The sequence below is a fragment of the Chitinibacter tainanensis DSM 15459 genome, assembly GCF_000429785.1.
Classification (GTDB): domain Bacteria; phylum Pseudomonadota; class Gammaproteobacteria; order Burkholderiales; family Chitinibacteraceae; genus Chitinibacter; species Chitinibacter tainanensis.
Genome location: NZ_AUCN01000017.1, coordinates 84,043 through 100,396 on the forward strand (window position 1 = coordinate 84,043; position 16,354 = coordinate 100,396).

General features: G+C 52.5%; 16 protein-coding genes. 12 read left to right on the plus strand and 4 right to left on the minus strand.

What is annotated here, in order from left to right; all coding sequences use genetic code 11:
• Window positions 1-2 precede the first annotated feature (2 nt).
• From ftsH to glmM, 3 genes are read left to right on the plus strand one after another with little or no spacing between them, the layout of a single operon-like run.
• Window positions 3-1,913, plus strand: coding sequence for an ATP-dependent zinc metalloprotease FtsH (gene ftsH / locus G482_RS0105155; RefSeq protein WP_028449142.1), 1,911 nt, complete (start codon window positions 3-5; stop codon window positions 1,911-1,913).
• A 59-nt stretch (window positions 1,914-1,972) separates the two neighbouring features.
• A complete protein-coding gene (gene folP / locus G482_RS0105160) occupies window positions 1,973-2,794 on the plus strand; it encodes a dihydropteroate synthase (RefSeq protein WP_034618989.1) in 822 nt (273 codons plus the stop codon).
• A 35-nt stretch (window positions 2,795-2,829) separates the two neighbouring features.
• Window positions 2,830-4,200 carry a phosphoglucosamine mutase gene (glmM, locus tag G482_RS0105165; protein WP_028449144.1) on the plus strand — a complete coding sequence of 457 codons (1,371 nt, stop codon included), beginning with the start codon at window positions 2,830-2,832 and terminating at the stop codon, window positions 4,198-4,200.
• Between the two features lie 151 nt (window positions 4,201-4,351).
• On the opposite strand, the gene pstB is transcribed toward glmM, so the two are convergent.
• From pstB to pstS, 4 genes are all read right to left on the minus strand, one after another.
• On the minus strand, window positions 4,352-5,119 hold the full coding sequence (gene pstB, locus G482_RS0105170) for a phosphate ABC transporter ATP-binding protein PstB (RefSeq protein ID WP_028449145.1): 768 nt from the start codon (window positions 5,117-5,119) through the stop codon (window positions 4,352-4,354).
• A 21-nt stretch (window positions 5,120-5,140) separates the two neighbouring features.
• A complete protein-coding gene (pstA, locus tag G482_RS17380) occupies window positions 5,141-5,977 on the minus strand; it encodes a phosphate ABC transporter permease PstA (protein WP_081986553.1) in 837 nt (278 codons plus the stop codon).
• Window positions 5,978-5,986: 9 nt separating this feature from the next.
• Window positions 5,987-6,943 (minus strand): phosphate ABC transporter permease subunit PstC, encoded by a 957-nt coding sequence (pstC, locus tag G482_RS0105180; RefSeq protein WP_028449146.1) that lies wholly within the window; start codon window positions 6,941-6,943, stop codon window positions 5,987-5,989.
• A 115-nt stretch (window positions 6,944-7,058) separates the two neighbouring features.
• Complete coding sequence (gene pstS, locus G482_RS0105185; RefSeq protein ID WP_028449147.1) at window positions 7,059-8,096, minus strand: phosphate ABC transporter substrate-binding protein PstS; 1,038 nt, start codon at window positions 8,094-8,096, stop codon at window positions 7,059-7,061.
• A 181-nt stretch (window positions 8,097-8,277) separates the two neighbouring features.
• On the opposite strand from pstS, the gene tpiA reads away from it, so the two are divergent.
• From tpiA to nuoG, 9 genes are all read left to right on the plus strand, one after another.
• Complete coding sequence (gene tpiA, locus G482_RS0105190) at window positions 8,278-8,988, plus strand: triose-phosphate isomerase (protein ID WP_028449148.1); 711 nt, start codon at window positions 8,278-8,280, stop codon at window positions 8,986-8,988.
• A 35-nt stretch (window positions 8,989-9,023) separates the two neighbouring features.
• Window positions 9,024-9,362, plus strand: coding sequence for a preprotein translocase subunit SecG (gene secG, locus G482_RS0105195; protein ID WP_028449149.1), 339 nt, complete (start codon window positions 9,024-9,026; stop codon window positions 9,360-9,362).
• Window positions 9,363-9,512: 150 nt separating this feature from the next.
• A complete protein-coding gene (gene ndhC / locus G482_RS0105200; protein ID WP_028449150.1) occupies window positions 9,513-9,881 on the plus strand; it encodes an NADH-quinone oxidoreductase subunit A in 369 nt (122 codons plus the stop codon).
• A 4-nt stretch (window positions 9,882-9,885) separates the two neighbouring features.
• A complete protein-coding gene (locus G482_RS0105205; RefSeq protein WP_028449151.1) occupies window positions 9,886-10,362 on the plus strand; it encodes a NuoB/complex I 20 kDa subunit family protein in 477 nt (158 codons plus the stop codon).
• 7 nt (window positions 10,363-10,369) lie between these two features.
• Window positions 10,370-10,969, plus strand: coding sequence for an NADH-quinone oxidoreductase subunit C (locus tag G482_RS0105210; protein ID WP_028449152.1), 600 nt, complete (start codon window positions 10,370-10,372; stop codon window positions 10,967-10,969).
• Window positions 10,959-12,215 (plus strand): NADH-quinone oxidoreductase subunit D, encoded by a 1,257-nt coding sequence (locus G482_RS0105215; protein ID WP_028449153.1) that lies wholly within the window; start codon window positions 10,959-10,961, stop codon window positions 12,213-12,215. Before G482_RS0105210 ends, G482_RS0105215 begins: the two co-directional genes overlap by 11 nt.
• A complete protein-coding gene (gene nuoE / locus G482_RS0105220; protein WP_028449154.1) occupies window positions 12,215-12,703 on the plus strand; it encodes an NADH-quinone oxidoreductase subunit NuoE in 489 nt (162 codons plus the stop codon). The genes G482_RS0105215 and nuoE overlap by 1 nt, the downstream gene beginning before the upstream one ends.
• A complete protein-coding gene (nuoF, locus tag G482_RS0105225) occupies window positions 12,703-13,989 on the plus strand; it encodes an NADH-quinone oxidoreductase subunit NuoF (protein WP_028449155.1) in 1,287 nt (428 codons plus the stop codon). The genes nuoE and nuoF overlap by 1 nt, the downstream gene beginning before the upstream one ends.
• A gap of 53 nt (window positions 13,990-14,042) precedes the next feature.
• A complete protein-coding gene (gene nuoG / locus G482_RS0105230; RefSeq protein ID WP_028449156.1) occupies window positions 14,043-16,352 on the plus strand; it encodes an NADH-quinone oxidoreductase subunit NuoG in 2,310 nt (769 codons plus the stop codon).
• Window positions 16,353-16,354 lie beyond the last annotated feature (2 nt).

Here is a 16,354-nt window from a genome sequence, read left to right on the forward strand (position 1 = left end):
CCGTGAACAATCTCGGCAAGAATGTCGCAATTTGGCTGGTCGTCGGCATCATTTTGATGACGGTGTTCAACCAGTTCTCCAAACATCAAGATACCTCGACCCAGGTGCCGTATTCGCAATTTATGGCGGATGTAGAGCAGGGGCGCATCGCCACGGCTGAGATTGAAGGCAGCCCGCTGCGTGGGCAATGGATTCGCGGGAAGAAAACCGATGGCAGCAATTATGCCACTCTGGCGCCATTCGATTTCCGCATGGTCGATACCCTCATCAAACACAATGTGAAATTCGCGGCTAAGCCAGAAGAAGAGCCAAGCTTGTTGATGAGCATCTTCGTTAACTGGTTCCCCATGCTGCTGCTGATCGGGGTGTGGATTTTCTTCATGCGCCAGATGCAGGGTGGTGGCAAAGGCGGCGCATTTAGTTTTGGTAAGTCCAAAGCCAAGATGCTGGATGAAAGCAATAACGCGGTGACTTTCGCGGATGTTGCTGGTTGCGATGAGGCTAAAGAAGAAGTTGCGGAGATCGTCGACTATCTGCGTGATCCAAGCAAATATCAGAGCCTCGGTGGCCGCATGCCACGCGGTATTCTGATGGTGGGCTCACCCGGTACAGGTAAAACCCTGCTCGCTAAAGCCATTGCTGGTGAAGCGAAAGTGCCATTCTTCTCGATTTCCGGTTCGGATTTCGTCGAGATGTTTGTCGGCGTTGGTGCTGCCCGGGTACGGGATATGTTCGAAAACGCCAAGAAAAATGCACCGTGCATTATCTTTATCGACGAGATCGATGCGGTGGGGCGCCAGCGTGGTGCTGGGCTTGGCGGTGGTAACGATGAGCGCGAACAAACCTTGAACCAAATGCTGGTCGAGATGGATGGTTTTGAAGGCAATTCCGGCATTATCGTAATTGCAGCCACCAACCGTCCTGATGTGCTGGATCCTGCTTTGATGCGTCCGGGTCGTTTCGATCGTCAGGTGGTGGTTTCACTGCCCGATATTCGTGGTCGTGAGCAGATTCTGGGCGTGCACATGCGCAAAGTGCCGATTGCCAATGACGTTGATGCTTCTGTTTTGGCGCGTGGCACTCCGGGTATGTCCGGTGCTGACTTGGCCAATCTGGTGAACGAAGCGGCACTGTTTGCCGCGCGCCGTAACAAGCGCTTGGTCGATATGGCCGACTTTGAATCCGCCAAAGACAAAATCTACATGGGCCCTGAGCGCCGTAGCATGGTGATGACCGAAGAAGAGCGTCGTGCTACCGCTTACCATGAATCTGGGCACGCTGTAGTGGCTGAAATGCTGGAAGGCACTGATCCGGTGCACAAAGTTACCATCATGCCGCGTGGTCGTGCATTGGGTTTGACTTGGCAGCTGCCTGAACGTGACAAGTTCTCGATGTACAAAGATCAGATGCTGAATGAGCTTGCCATCCTGTTTGGTGGCCGTGTGGCGGAAGATCTATTCGTACACCGCATTTCGACCGGCGCATCGAATGACTTCGAGCGGGCCACACGCATGGCGCGTGACATGGTGACCCGCTACGGGATGACCGAGAAGCTGGGGCCGATGGTCTACGGTGAGAACGATGGTGAGGTATTCCTTGGTCGTTCGGTGACCACGCACAAAAATGTGTCTGAAGCCACCATGCAGCAAGTGGATGCCGAAATTCGCCGCATTATCGATGAGCAGTATGCGCTGGCAGTCAAAATCCTCGACGAGAACCGTGACAAAGTTGAAGCGATGACTACGGCACTGATGGATTGGGAAACCATTGATCGCGAGCAGATTCTGGATATTATGGCTGGCCGCCCACCGCGCCCACCGAAAGATCTGCCGCCACCGCGCAAAACGGTGAGTAGCGAAGAAACGCCAAGTGGCGGGGCCGAAGTGCCTCACGCACCGGCGGCTGAAGCGTAAGCAATTACACTCAAACATCAAGGCGGCGTGAGCCGCCTTTTTCTTTGGACGATAACAGCATGCAAATTTGGCAGTGCGGCCGGTTTAGCTTGTCGCTAGAGCGCCCCTTGGTCATGGGGATATTGAATGTGACCCCCGATTCATTTTCCGATGGTGGTCGCTATGTAGGCTTGGATGCGGCTAAAGCACGCATCGAGGCCATGTTAGCTGCAGGAGCCGATATCATCGACATTGGTGGCGAATCCACACGCCCGGGGGCGACACCTGTTCCCTTGCAGCAGGAGCTTGAGCGGGTATTGCCGGTCTTGGCGCTTGCTCAGCAGTATCAGGTGCCTATTTCGATCGACACCTGCAAAACTGAAATGATGCAAGCCGCCTTGGCCGCTGGCGCCGACATTATTAACGACATTGCGGGGCTTGAAGCGCCCGGCGCCATTGCGGCGTTACAGCGTAGTCAGGCCGGGGTGTGCTTGATGCATAAGCAGGGCCAGCCACAAACTATGCAGAGCGAGCCGCACTATCACGATGTCGTCACTGTAGTAGGCGATTATCTACTGGCGCGTGCCGCAGCCGTGGTGCAAAGCGGCGTGGCCGCCGCGCGGATTGTACTCGACCCTGGCTTTGGCTTTGGCAAAACGCTGGCACACAATCAGGCGCTCTTTCGTGCGATGCGCAACTGGCAGCAATGGCCTTACCCGCTGCTAATTGGTGTATCGCGCAAGCGAATGCTAGGCGAGCTAACGGGGCGGGAGATTGCCGAGCGCATGGTGCCCAGCGTGGTGGCCGCAGTGCTCGCCGCGCAGCAAGGCGCCAAAATTATCCGTGTGCACGATGTAAGTGAAACAGTGGATGCGTTAAAGATTTGGCAAGGGTTAAAATAAGCCCGATTAAAAATTAAATCGCGAAGGATAGAGTAATGGCACGTAAGTATTTTGGTACCGATGGTGTGCGTGGTTTGGTGGGCGAAGCGCCAATCACCCCCGATTTTGCGATGCGTCTGGGTTATGCCGCCGGGCGGGTCTTGGTGGCTGAAAGCGCGAAGCAGGGGCGCAATGATCATCCTGGCGTGCTGATTGGTAAAGACACCCGCATCTCGGGCTATATGCTGGAAGCAGCACTGCAGGCCGGCTTTAATGCCGCCGGTGTCGATTGCCATCTGACGGGTCCGCTACCGACCCCGGGGATTGCTTATCTGACCCGCGCATTGCGCCTGTCGGCCGGGGTGGTGATCTCTGCCTCGCACAATCCCTACCACGATAACGGGATCAAGTTTTTTGGGGCTAGCGGTAAAAAATTGCCCGATGCGGTTGAGCTGGCGATTGAGGCGGCTATCGATGAGCCGCAGACCTGCGTAGCCTCGAAGCAAATTGGCCGCTCATGGCGGATTAATGATGCGGCTGGCCGCTACATCGAATTTTGTAAATCGACGTTTTCGAATGAACTGGATTTACGTGGCATGAAGCTGGTAGTGGATTGTGCGCACGGTGCCACCTATCACATCGCACCGCACGTCTTTCACGAGCTGGGTGCGGAAGTCGTGAGCATGGGCGCGCAACCGAATGGCTTTAACATCAACGAAGAAGTCGGCGCCACCCATCCCGAAGCGCTGCGCCTTAAAGTGCTATCAGAAGGCGCGCACTTTGGTGTGGCCTTGGATGGTGATGGCGACCGGCTGATCATGGTTGATCGCGACGGCACGATTGTGGATGGCGACCAGCTCTTGTATGTGCTGGCCCTGCATCGCCAACAAAAAGGCACCCTGGGTAGTGGGGTAGTGGGTACGCTGATGACCAACCTTGGCGTGGAAAATGCCCTGAAACAACGTGGCATTGGTTTTGTGCGCGCCAAAGTAGGTGATCGCTATGTGCTGGAGCAGCTAGATGCACAAGGCTGGTTAGTAGGCGGCGAAGGCTCAGGCCACCTCTTGTGTCTGGATAAGCACACCACCGGTGATGGCATCGTATCCGCACTGCAAGTGCTGGAGGCATTGAAAGAATCTGGCCAAACGCTGGCGGGTTTCTGCAAAGACTTGCGGCTCTCGAAACAAGTGCTGAAAAACGTGCGCATTGCCAAAGGCTTTGATTGCCATGGTTCGGAGGCGATTGCAGCCAAGGTGCAGGAAGCGGAAGCAGCTATGGGCACCGAAGGGCGTGTGCTGTTGCGTCCGTCTGGCACCGAGCCCGTGGTGCGGGTGATGGTCGAGCATACCGATGCAGTGCAAGCGCGGGAATGGGCGGATAAGATTGCCGCTGTGGTTACTGCCGAGGCTGAGCAATCGGATGCTTGATGGGGTATATGGCTGAAGTGATTATTTATTAATTACTTCGGCTATATACATGGGGTGAGTATTGATTGGCTTCAACGCTTGAATTGAACTCACAAATAAAAAGGACTGCCGCGGCAGTCCTTTTTGTTGGGGCGTTATCGCCAGTAGCTGCTTAGCCAAATTTACCGGTGATGTAGTCTTCGGTGGCTTTTTTGCTTGGTGCGGTAAAGATGGTATCGGTTGGACCCATTTCCACCATTTCACCCAAATACATATAAGCGGTGTAGTCAGACACGCGAGCCGCCTGTTGCATATTGTGAGTCACGATGGCGATGGTGTAGTCCTTCTTCAGCTCGTGCACCAGCTCTTCCACGCTTGCAGTTGAGATCGGGTCGAGGGCAGAAGTCGGCTCGTCCAGCAGCAATACTTCAGGTTTCACGGCAACGGCGCGGGCGATACACAAACGTTGTTGCTGACCGCCAGACAAACCCAGGCCTGATTGTTTAAGTTTGTCTTTTACTTCATTCCACAGTGCCGCTTTCGACAACGCCCACTCCACACGGTCATCCATCTCGGCTTTTGACAGCGATTCATACAGCTTCACCCCAAAGGCCACGTTGTCATAGATCGACATCGGGAATGGTGTTGGCTTTTGGAATACCATGCCGACTTTGGCGCGCAGCATGTTCAAGTCAATGCCTGAGCGCAGGATATTATCGCCGTTCAGGATGATCTCACCCTCGGCCCGCAGTTTTGGATACAGATCGTACATGCGGTTAAAGGTGCGCAGCAGCGTTGATTTACCGCAGCCTGATGGGCCGATGAAGGCGGTGACTTTGCCTTCCAGAATATCGAGGTTGATGTTCTTCAGGGCGTGGAAATTGCCGTAGTAAAAGTTCAGGTTTTTTACGGCGAGTTTTGCGTTATTTGGCTTGCTCATGATTTCAATCCAATCTCAATATTAATGTTGTTTCGGCTCACGCAGCATTACGCGCGCAATCACATTCAGACCCAGTACAAACAAGCCAATCAGCAGCGCACCAGCCCAAGCCAGGGTATGCCAATCTTCATATGGACTCATCGCAAACTGGAAGATCACCACTGGCAAGTTGGCCATTGGCTGATTCATGTTCGAGAAGAACTGGTTATTCAGGGCGGTGAACAGCAGTGGGGCAGTTTCACCGAGAATCCGCGCAACCGCCAGCAAGATACCGGTGGCAACACCCGCCTTGGCGGCACGCAAGGTCACAAATAGAACCATTTTCCATTGCGGGGCGCCCAAGGCATAAGCCGCTTCGCGCATGGCAGAAGGCACCAGACGCAGCATGTTTTCGGTGGTACGCAACACAACTGGAATCACCAGCAGCGACAAGGCAATACCGCCAGCCCAACCGGAGAAGTGCTCAACTTGTGCCACATAAATCTGGAACACAAACAGACCAATTACGATGGAGGGGGCTGCCAGCAAAATATCGTTAATAAAGCGTGTTGCCGGGGCTAACCAACCACGATCGCCGAATTCAGCCAGATAGGTACCGGCCATGATGCCAATCGGGGTACCGATCAGCACGCCGACCAGTGACATTTGCAAGCTACCCAAAATGGCATTGGCCAAACCACCGGCGCTACCTGGCGCCGGGGTAGTTTGGGTGAACAGCGCCATATTGATGCCGGGCAAGCCATTGCTAAACAGCGTATGCAGAATCCAGAACAGCCAGAACAAGCCAAAGCACATCGCAAATAAGGAAATGCCCAGACTGATGTAATTAATCAAACGACGGCGAGTATATAAATTCATGATGATTCCTTAGGAATGTGCGCCTTCACTACGTTGCAGACGCAGCAGCAGCAATTTCGAGAGCACCAGTACGATGAAGGTGATCACAAACAGCAGCAGACCCAATTCGATCAGTGAGGCGGTGTAGAGCTCACCATGGGCTTCGGTAAATTCATTCGCCAATGTGGCTGAAATGGTGGTGGCCGGGTCAAACAAGGAAGGCATCACTTGCTGCGCGTTACCAATCACGAAAGTCACGGCCATGGTTTCACCCAAGGCGCGGCCCAGGCCCAGCATTACACCACCGACAATCCCGTTTTTGGTGTAGGGCACAACGACATTCCAAACGACTTCCCAAGTGGTAGAGCCCAAACCGTATGCCGACTCTTTCAGCATGGGTGGGACCACTTCAAATACATCGCGCATTACCGATGAAATGAAAGGAATAATCATGATGGCCAGAATCAGTGCGGCGGTAAACATGCCGATCCCCATCGGAGGGCCGGCAAACAGCTCACCAATCAGTGGCCAGTTGGCGGTGGTTTCGGTCAGCCAAGGTTGCACGTGGTCGGCAAACAGCGGAGCAAAAATAAACAGACCCCACATCCCGTAAATAATCGATGGCACACCAGCCAGCAATTCGATTGCAATCCCGAGTGGGCGGCGCAGCCACACAGGCGCCAGCTCGGTCAGGAAGAGGGCAATACCAAAAGACAGTGGTACGGCGATCAAGAGCGCAATAAACGAAGACAGCAAGGTGCCGCGGATCGAAGGCCAGGCGCCGAATTGCTCGGTAACTGGGTTCCATTCGGTCGAAGTGATAAAGCTCAGGCCAAAAGCCTTAATGCTGGGCATGGCACCATAAATCAGCGAAATAATGATGCCGCTGAGGGTGGCCAAAACTAGAAATGCAAAAAAACGGGTGCTGCCAACAAAAAGCGCATCTTGCAGACGCTGCATTTTCATTCGCTTGGCTTGGTCAGACATCAAATTTCTCCACTGCAGACCACAGATAAACACCCAATAGGTGGTGGGCCTATTGGGTGTGTTGGAATTGCGCGATTGTAACGTCTAGATCACGTTTGGCAATCGGCGCAGAGGCTTATTTCCAAACTTTGGCGCCGCCGGCAGAGATTTGTGCGGTCCAGTTGGCTTTGATCATGTTCACAACATTGTCTGGCATCGGGATGTAATCCAGATCCAGCGCAGTTTGGTCGCCGTTAGCGTAAGCCCAGTCAAAGAATTTCAGCACTTCAGCAGCTTGTTTGCCATCAGCCTGATTTTTGTGCATCAGGATGAAGGTCGCGCCAGCGATTGGCCATGAAGTTTTGCCTGGAGCGTTAGTCAGAACCAAGAACATGCCTGGTGCTGCCTTCCAATCCGCGCCAGCTGCGGCTGCTTTGAAGTTGTCTTCAGATGGCTCTACATAAGTGCCAGTGCTGTTTTGCAGTTGGGTGTGAATCAGTTTGTTTTGTTTGGCATAAGCAAACTCAACGTAGCCGATTGAGCCTTTGATACGTTGTACGTAGTTTGCAACGCCTTCGTTACCTTTACCGCCCACACCAGTCGCCCACTGAACGGCAGTGTTGGCACCTACTTTTTCTTTCCACTCTGGCGATACTTTGCTCAGGTAGTCGGTGAACAGGAAGGTAGTGCCTGAACCATCAGAACGACGTACAACGGTGATGTTTTGGTCTGGCAGCGCCACTCCTGGGTTCAGCGCAGTTAGAGCAGGGTCATTCCATTTTTTGATTTTGCCCAAGTAGATGTCGGCCAGAACTTGGCTGCTCAGCTTCACTTGGCCTGGTTTGATACCTGGTACGTTGATGACCGGTACAACACCGCCCACCACGGTTGGGAACTGCAGCAGGCCGGCTTTTTCCAGTTCTTCTGGTTTCAGTGGCATGTCAGATGCACCGAAATCGACGGTTTTGGCTTGAATCTGTTTGATACCACCGCCAGAGCCGATGGATTGGTAGTTCAGGCCAACACCAGTTTTAGCTTTGTATTGCTCAGCCCATTTGGCATACAGCGGATATGGGAAAGTCGCGCCGGCACCGGTGATGTCGCCAGCGATTGCGTGGGTGAACAAACCAGCGAGCAGGCCAGCACTAACGATCAGTTTACGAGCTAAAGTCATGCTAATTAATCTCCAGAGCGGAAAGAGGTATCAGTTGATTCGATGGGTCGCATCTTAGTCGGTCAATGTTTCCAAAATATTACAAATATTCCAGTGGGCGTCGAAGCTAGGGGAATTCTCGGTTTGACGGGGTAGGGGGGGGTTGTTACCATGCCCCATCATCAGGTTTCGGGAGTAAACCATGGCCCAGCAAATGGTCATTGGGAATTGGAAACTGCATGGCAGTATTGGTCAGATCAAGACGGTGCTCGGTGACGTGGCGCAGGCGGGGTTAGGGCCAAATGTTGGGGTGTGTGTGCCTGCCCCTTACATCATGCTGGCCAAGCAGATCTTGCAACATACCCGGGTGCAGTGTGGCGCTCAAGACGTTAGCCAGTACCACATTGGGCCATATACCGGTGAGGTGTCGTCTGGCATGCTGGCCGACGTGGGTTGCGAAATGGTGATTGTGGGTCATTCTGAACGCCGCCGCTTGTTTGGCGAAACAACCGAGCAGGCTGGCGTGAAGCTGCGCTCTGCGCTTGATGCAGGTTTGTTTGGTGTGTATTGCGTGGGCGAGTCGGCGGAAGAACGCCGGCAAGGTATGGCTGAGAAAGTGGTGGCGGCGCAGCTTGAAGTGGTGCGTGGCTTGCCGATTGGCTTGTTTGCGGTGGCGTACGAGCCGTCGTGGGCGGTGGGGAGTGGGGTGGTGGCCTCGGGTGAGCAGATCTCACCGATGCACCAGCTGATTAAATCCCAGCTCGATAGCCGAGTGAAGGTGTTGTATGGCGGTAGCGTGAAGTCAAATAATGCTGCTGAAATATTAGGGTTTAACCATGTTGACGGAGTGTTGGTGGGTGGTGCAGCACTTTCGGCGTTTGAGTTCCTGGCAATTTGCCAAGCCGCACGCTGATTGGTACAATTCACGCCGCCAAGGGAATGGAAAAAATGAATTTTATTACGAGTTTGGTTTTGATCGTTAACGTGATTTCAGCGTTGGCGGTAATCGTTTTGGTGCTGTTGCAGCACGGCAAAGGCGCCGATATGGGCGCTGCGTTCGGTTCTGGTTCTGCGGGTAGTGTGTTTGGTGCAGCAGGTTCGGCGAACTTTTTGAGCCGTTCTACTGCAGTGGCCGCTGCATGCTTTTTTGTGACCTGCATGGGTCTGGTGCTGCTGACTGCGCCTAAGTCAGCCAAAAATGATCTCGGCGTAATGTCAGGTGCGGCGCCAGCTGCTGCCGCCTCTGCGCCAGCTTCTGCACCCGCTTCGCAAAAGATTCCTGACTAATCGGTATTGGCCGGTTGGAACGCAGCGTGCTGAAGCTGCGGCAGTGAATATAGCTAAGCCACCGCCAAGGTGGTTTAGTTATTTATAAAAAAAGCAGTATTAATAACTGCTATTCTGTCTTTTTGTATTACTTCTGAACTGGGGATTTTCATGCTGCAAGACTACTTCCCCATCCTGCTGTTCTTGGTAGTCGGTTTGCTGGTCGGGGTTGCCCCGCTGCTGCTGGGTGCTGGGGTCGGTAAGGTCTTGGGAACGGTTCGGCCAGACTCGGCAAAATTATCACCTTACGAATGTGGTTTCGAAGCATTCGAAGATGCGCGTATGCAGTTCGATGTGCGCTACTACTTGGTGGCAATTCTTTTCATTCTGTTCGATTTGGAAGTTGCGTTTTTGGTTCCTTGGGCCGTGGTGCTGAAAGAGCTGGGGATGTTCGGCTTTGTTTCCATGATGATCTTCCTGGCCATTCTGGTGGTCGGCTTCGTCTACGAATGGATGAAGGGTGCGCTGGAGTGGGAGTAAAATAATGGAAGCTCAAAGTCTCGAAAAAGGATTTGTGACGACGACCGTTGATGCTGTCATCAACTGGACGCGTACAGGTTCATTGTGGCCAATGACCTTCGGTCTGGCCTGTTGTGCGGTTGAAATGATGCATGCGGGTGCTGCCCGTTATGATCTGGACCGCTTTGGGATGGTGTTTCGTCCCTCTCCACGTCAATCAGATTTGATGATTGTGGCGGGTACCCTCTGTAATAAGATGGCGCCTGCATTGCGCAAAGTTTACGATCAGATGCCTGAGCCACGTTGGGCGATCTCGATGGGCTCCTGTGCGAATGGTGGTGGTTACTACCATTATTCCTATTCGGTGGTGCGCGGCTGTGATCGCATTGTGCCGATCGATATCTATGTGCCGGGCTGTCCTCCGACGGCTGAAGCGCTGTTGTACGGTTTGATCCAGTTGCAAAACAAGATCAAGCGTACCAACTCTATTGCGCGCTCGTGAGGTGGTCATGGCCAATAAACTTGAAGTTTTACAAACCGCACTGACGACCATTCTGGGTGAAGACAAAATTCAAAGCCTGAAACAGGCATTGAACGAAGTTACTCTCGAAGTCCCTGCTGCGCATTGGGCAGAAGTTGCGCTCACCTTGCGTGATCATCCTGAGCTGCGCTTTGAGCAGTTGGTAGATGCCTGTGGCATGGATTACAGCGATTACCAAGAGGGTGCTTGGACAGGCTTGCGCTTCGCCGTGGTCTATCATCTGCTGTCTTTCACGCACAATGTGCGTCTGCGGGTACGCGTATTCTGTGCGGATGATTCATTCCCGCTGATTAACTCGGTGGTAGATGTTTGGCCGGCAATCAACTGGTTTGAGCGTGAAGCTTTTGACCTGTTTGGTATTGTCTTCCAAGGGCATCCAGATCTGCGCCGTATCCTGACCGACTATGGCTTTGTGGGTCATCCATTCCGCAAAGATTTCCCGGTGTCTGGTTATGTAGAAATGCGTTATGACCCTGAGCAGGCGCGTGTTGTTTATCAGCCAGTAACGATTGAGCCGCGCGAGATTACTCCGCGTATCATCCGTGAGGAGAACTACGGTGGCTGCTGAAATCCGTAATTACACGCTAAACTTTGGTCCTCAGCACCCGGCTGCACACGGCGTATTGCGCTTGGTGTTAGAGCTGGATGGTGAGGTCGTTGAGCGTGCTGACCCGCATATTGGCCTGTTGCATCGTGCAACTGAAAAACTGGCCGAAAGCAAAACCTTTATCCAGTCGTTGCCTTATATGGACCGTCTCGACTATGTGTCGATGATGTCCAATGAGCATGCTTACTGCATGGCCATTGAAAAGCTGCTGGGGCTTGAAGTGCCGCTACGTGCACAGTACATCCGAGTGATGTTCGATGAAATCACGCGGATTTTGAACCACCTGATGTGGGTGGGCGCACACGGTCTGGACTGTGGGGCGATGACGATCTTCCTGTATGCTTTCCGTGAGCGCGAAGATTTGATGGACTGCTATGAAGCAGTTTCCGGTGCCCGGATGCACGCGGCCTATTATCGTCCTGGTGGCGTTTACCGCGATCTGCCGGATGAAATGCCGCAATATCAGGCTTCGAAAGTGCGTAATGCCAAAGCGATTGAAGAGCTGAACAAGAACCGTCAGGGCAGTATGCTCGACTTCTTGGAAGACTTCACTAATCGTTTCCCTACCTATGTTGATGAATATGAAACCCTGCTGACCGATAACCGGATCTGGAAACAGCGTACCGTAGGTATCGGTGTGGTTGATGCAGATCGTGCGAAAGCTTTGGGCTTTAGTGGTGCGATGTTGCGTGGTTCTGGTGTTGAGTGGGATCTGCGTAAAACCCAGCCGTATGAAGTATACGACCAGCTGGACTTTGATATCCCTGTGGGTAAAACCGGTGACTGTTATGATCGGTATCTGGTGCGTATTGAAGAAATGCGCCAATCAAACCGGATTATTAAGCAGTGTATCGCATGGCTGCGGGCCAACCCAGGCCCAGTCATTACCGACAACCATAAAGTGGCGCCACCATCGCGTGAAGCGATGAAAGCCAATATGGAAGAACTGATTCACCACTTTAAGCTGTTCACCGAAGGGATGCATGTTCCAGAAGGTGAGGCCTATGCCGCAGTAGAGCATCCGAAGGGTGAGTTTGGTATTTATCTGGTGTCGGATGGTGCCAATAAGCCATATCGCCTGAAAATTCGTGCTCCCGGCTATGTGCACTTGTCTGCGCTGGATGAAATGGCTCGTGGTCATATGATTTCCGACGTGGTGGCCATTATCGGTACACAAGATATCGTATTTGGGGAGATTGACCGCTAATGTCACTAACCAATCTTCTGTCTGCTGAGTCGATTCAGCAAATTGATCGCGAAGTGGCCAAATATCCGGCCGAACAATCTCGTTCGGCAGTGATGGGGGCTTTGCGCATCGCGCAAACAGAAAAACGCTTTCTGACCAACGAGTTGATTGAAGCGGTTGCACTGTATTTGAATATCGCGCCGATGGCAGCGTATGAAGTAGCAACCTTCTACAACATGTATGACATGAAACCAGTTGGTAAATACAAACTGACCGTTTGTACCAATTTGCCCTGTGCTCTGTCGGGCGGTTACACCACTGCCGACTATCTGAAGCAGAAACTGGGTATCGGTTTCAATGAAACAACTGCAGATGGCAAATTCACGCTGAAAGAAGGCGAATGCATGGGCGCCTGTGGTTATGCACCAGTAATGCTGGTGAACAATCACAGCATGTGTAACCACATGACGCCAGAAGCAATTGATAAAAAACTGGCGGAGCTTGAATAATGACCGTCTATGTAAAAGGTGTCGTATTCGGCGATGTGGATTTTGATAATCCCGATTGCTGGCGACTCGAAGAGTATGTAAAACGCGGCGGTTATGCGGCGCTGAAAAAAATCATCAACGAGAAAATCTCGCAAGATGACATCATTGCCGAAATGAAGACCTCAAGCTTGCGTGGCCGTGGTGGTGCAGGTTTCCCGACGGGCCTGAAATGGTCTTTCATGCCGCGTAGTTTTCCAGGTCAGAAATATCTGGTCTGTAATACCGACGAAGGCGAACCAGGTACTTTTAAAGACCTTGATATCATTGTGTACAACCCGCACGCCTTGATCGAAGGCATGATCATCGGCGGTTATGCGATGGGTATTACCGTAGGATATAACTACATCCACGGTGAAGTCTTTGAGGCTTATCAACGATTCGAAGAAGCGCTTGAAGAAGCCCGTGCTGCCGGCTTCTTGGGTGACAATATCCTTGGTTCGGATTTTAGCTTCCAACTGCATGCCCACCATGGCTATGGCGCCTACATCTGCGGCGAAGAAACTGCGCTGTTGGAATCACTGGAAGGTAAAAAAGGCCAACCACGCTTTAAGCCACCATTCCCAGCATCATTTGGTTTGTATGGCAAACCTACCACGATTAATAACACCGAGACCTTTGCTTCGGTGCCATACATCGTACGTGAAGGTGGTCAGAAATTCCTAGAGTTGGGCAAGCCAAATAATGGCGGGACCAAGCTATTTTCTGTTTCAGGCCATGTAAACCGCCCTGGCAACTATGAAATTCCGCTGGGTACACCATTTGCCGATTTGTTGGAAATGTGTGGTGGGATGCGTGATGGCAAAAAACTGAAAGCGGTGATCCCCGGTGGTTCGTCTGCGCCAGTATTGCCAGCCGATATCATGATGCAATGTACGATGGATTACGACTCGATCGCCAAAGCCGGCTCAATGCTCGGTTCAGGTGCCGTGATCGTGATGGATGAAACCGTGAGCATGGTTAGTGCGCTGGAGCGTCTGTCGTACTTCTATCACGAAGAGTCATGCGGCCAATGTACGCCATGCCGTGAAGGTACTGGTTGGCTGTATCGCGTTGTGCACCGGATTGCGAAGGGTGAAGGTCGCCCTGAAGATCTGGATTTGCTGTCACGCGTAGGGGACAACATTGCCGGGCGCACCATTTGTGCGCTGGGTGATGCTGCGGTATTCCCTGTACGTGGCATGTTGAAGCACTTCCGCCATGAATTCGAAGATCTGATTAAAGACGCACAAACAGCTAAGCCGCTGTAAGTGATCAAGATCCGGATTTTCTTTTGAATTATTGCCTTTGAATCGAGTCGAGCATGCTGGAAATCGAAATCGACGGTAAAAAGCTGACAGTCCCTGGTGGAAGCACCGTGATGGACGCTGCCAATTCTATTGGTGTGCATATCCCTCACTTTTGCTATCACAAAAAACTGTCCATTGCCGCAAACTGCCGTATGTGTCTGGTTCAGGTTGAAAAAGCACCTAAGCCACTCCCGGCCTGTGCCACACCTGTTACTGACGGCATGAAAGTCTTTACCCATTCTGATCAGGCGGTTACCGCTCAGAAAGGCGTGATGGAGTTTCTTCTGATCAACCACCCATTGGATTGCCCAATTTGTGACCAAGGTGGTGAGTGCCAATTGCAAGATTTGGCCGTAGGCTATGGCCAATCAAGCTCTGACTACGCAGAAGAAAAACGCGTAGTCGCTAATAAAGATCTGGGCCCGCTGATCTCTACCGACATGACGCGCTGTATTCATTGCAGCCGCTGTGTTCGCTTTACTGAAGAGATTGCTGGCTTCCAAGAGCTGGGCATGGCAAACCGTGGTGAATTTACTGAAGTTATGCCGTTTATTGGCAAAACTGTAAATTCAGAAATCTCGGGTAACGTGATTGATCTGTGTCCGGTTGGTGCTTTGACTAGCAAGCCTTTCCGTTACAGCGCGCGTACGTGGGAACTTTCTCGTCGTAAATCGGTTGGTGCCCACGACGGCCTTGGTTCTAACTTGATCGTTCAAGTTAAAAATCACAAAGTAATGCGCGTGTTGCCACTGGAAAATGAAGCGATCAACGAGTGCTGGTTGTCTGATCGTGATCGTTTTTCATACGAAGCGCTGAATAGCGCCGAACGTTTAACTGCGCCAATGCTGAAGCAGGGCGGGGTATGGCAGCAAGCCGATTGGCAAACTGCATTAGAGTACGTTGCCAACGGTCTGAAGCAAATCGTTGCCGAACACGGCAAAGACAGCGTTGCGGTAGTTGCTTCACCAAACTCAACGGTCGAAGAATTGTTTGCGCTGCGCAAATTGATGGCCGGTCTGGGTGTAGAGCAAGTGCAAGCATTTGCACGTCAGGCAGACTTTGCGGCTCGTACGCAAGGTGCTAAATGGTTAGGTCAAAGCATTGAAGAGTTGGCTCAAAACGAAGCGATTCTCTTGGTTGGCTCAACGCTGCGTAAAGAACAGCCACTGCTGGCACAGCGCCTGCGTCAAAGTGTGAAAAAAGGTCTGCTGCTTTCGGCTGTTAATCCTCATCGCGATGATCTGCTGACAAAAGTGGCTGCAGAGCTGCTAGTTCGTCCTGATCAGCTCGTGGAAGGCCTGCTGCAAGTCGTAAAAGCGGTGGCCGAGCAACAAAATGCTACCGTGCCTTCGCACATTGATCTGAGTGGCGTGGTTGTCTCTGCTGAAGCCGCTGCAATTGCGCAAACGCTGATTGGTAAAACCAAAGCAACTGTGCTGCTGGGTAATCTGGCGCAAAATTCAGCTCGTTTTGCAGAAGTTTATGCCGCGGCTGAAGTTCTGGCGACGCTCACTGGCGCAAAACTGGCTGTGCCAGCGATTGCTGCTAACTCGGTTGGTGCTGAGTTGATTGGCGCTGATGTGGGTGGCAATGTGTTTGCTATGCCGAAAAAAGCCTATGTCTTCCTCGGTGTTGAGCCAGAGTTTGACGCACACAATGGCGCGCAAGCGCTGGCTGCCGCTCAACAAGCCGAAATGGTTGTGGTATTGAGCCCATTCCAGAGCTGTGCGCTGGAGTACGCTGATGTCATGCTGCCAGTGTCACCGTTTACTGAGACCTCAGGGACTTTCGTAAACATGGAAGGTAAGGCACAGAGCTTTAATGGCGTAGTTCGCCCGCTGGGCGAAACCCGTCCAGCCTGGAAAGTATTCCGCGTGCTGGGTAATGTGCTGGGCTTTAGTGGCTTTGACTACAACTCATCAGAAGAAATTCGCGATGAAGCGCTGGCCGGTGATATTGCCAGTCGCCTGAGCAATACCCTGGTAACCCCAGTAGCGGTTAAAGCACAAGCTGCGACTGGCTTGGTTCGCTTGGGTGAAGTACCGGTATATGGTACCGACAGCATTGTGCGTCGTGCGCCAAGCTTGCAAGCATCTGCGGATGCAAGCCTTGCCCAAACCTTGCGTGTTAATGCGGCTACGGCCAGCAAACTGGGCTTGGTGGCAGGTGGTATGGCGAAAGTGAACCAGGCTGCTGGCGAAGCTGAATTGTCTGTGGCGATCGATGATGGCTTGCTGGACGACGTGGTGCGCGTAGCTGCGGCTACACCGTTAACCCGCAATCTGGGCGATCTGGTTGGCGCGATCAGCGTGGCTAAGGCTTAAGG

Coding starts and splice junctions, on each gene's coding strand:
- pstC (WP_028449146.1), bottom strand. CDS start 6,943: ATGTCTGACCAAGCCAAGCGAATGAAAATGCAGCGTCTGCAAGATGCG.
- nuoG (WP_028449156.1), top strand. CDS start 14,043: ATGCTGGAAATCGAAATCGACGGTAAAAAGCTGACAGTCCCTGGTGGA.
- glmM (WP_028449144.1), top strand. CDS start 2,830: ATGGCACGTAAGTATTTTGGTACCGATGGTGTGCGTGGTTTGGTGGGC.
- tpiA (WP_028449148.1), top strand. CDS start 8,278: ATGGCCCAGCAAATGGTCATTGGGAATTGGAAACTGCATGGCAGTATT.
- pstB (WP_028449145.1), bottom strand. CDS start 5,119: ATGAGCAAGCCAAATAACGCAAAACTCGCCGTAAAAAACCTGAACTTT.
- pstS (WP_028449147.1), bottom strand. CDS start 8,096: ATGACTTTAGCTCGTAAACTGATCGTTAGTGCTGGCCTGCTCGCTGGT.
- folP (WP_034618989.1), top strand. CDS start 1,973: ATGCAAATTTGGCAGTGCGGCCGGTTTAGCTTGTCGCTAGAGCGCCCC.
- pstA (WP_081986553.1), bottom strand. CDS start 5,977: ATGAATTTATATACTCGCCGTCGTTTGATTAATTACATCAGTCTGGGC.
- G482_RS0105205 (WP_028449151.1), top strand. CDS start 9,886: ATGGAAGCTCAAAGTCTCGAAAAAGGATTTGTGACGACGACCGTTGAT.
- nuoF (WP_028449155.1), top strand. CDS start 12,703: ATGACCGTCTATGTAAAAGGTGTCGTATTCGGCGATGTGGATTTTGAT.
- G482_RS0105210 (WP_028449152.1), top strand. CDS start 10,370: ATGGCCAATAAACTTGAAGTTTTACAAACCGCACTGACGACCATTCTG.
- nuoE (WP_028449154.1), top strand. CDS start 12,215: ATGTCACTAACCAATCTTCTGTCTGCTGAGTCGATTCAGCAAATTGAT.
- secG (WP_028449149.1), top strand. CDS start 9,024: ATGAATTTTATTACGAGTTTGGTTTTGATCGTTAACGTGATTTCAGCG.
- ndhC (WP_028449150.1), top strand. CDS start 9,513: ATGCTGCAAGACTACTTCCCCATCCTGCTGTTCTTGGTAGTCGGTTTG.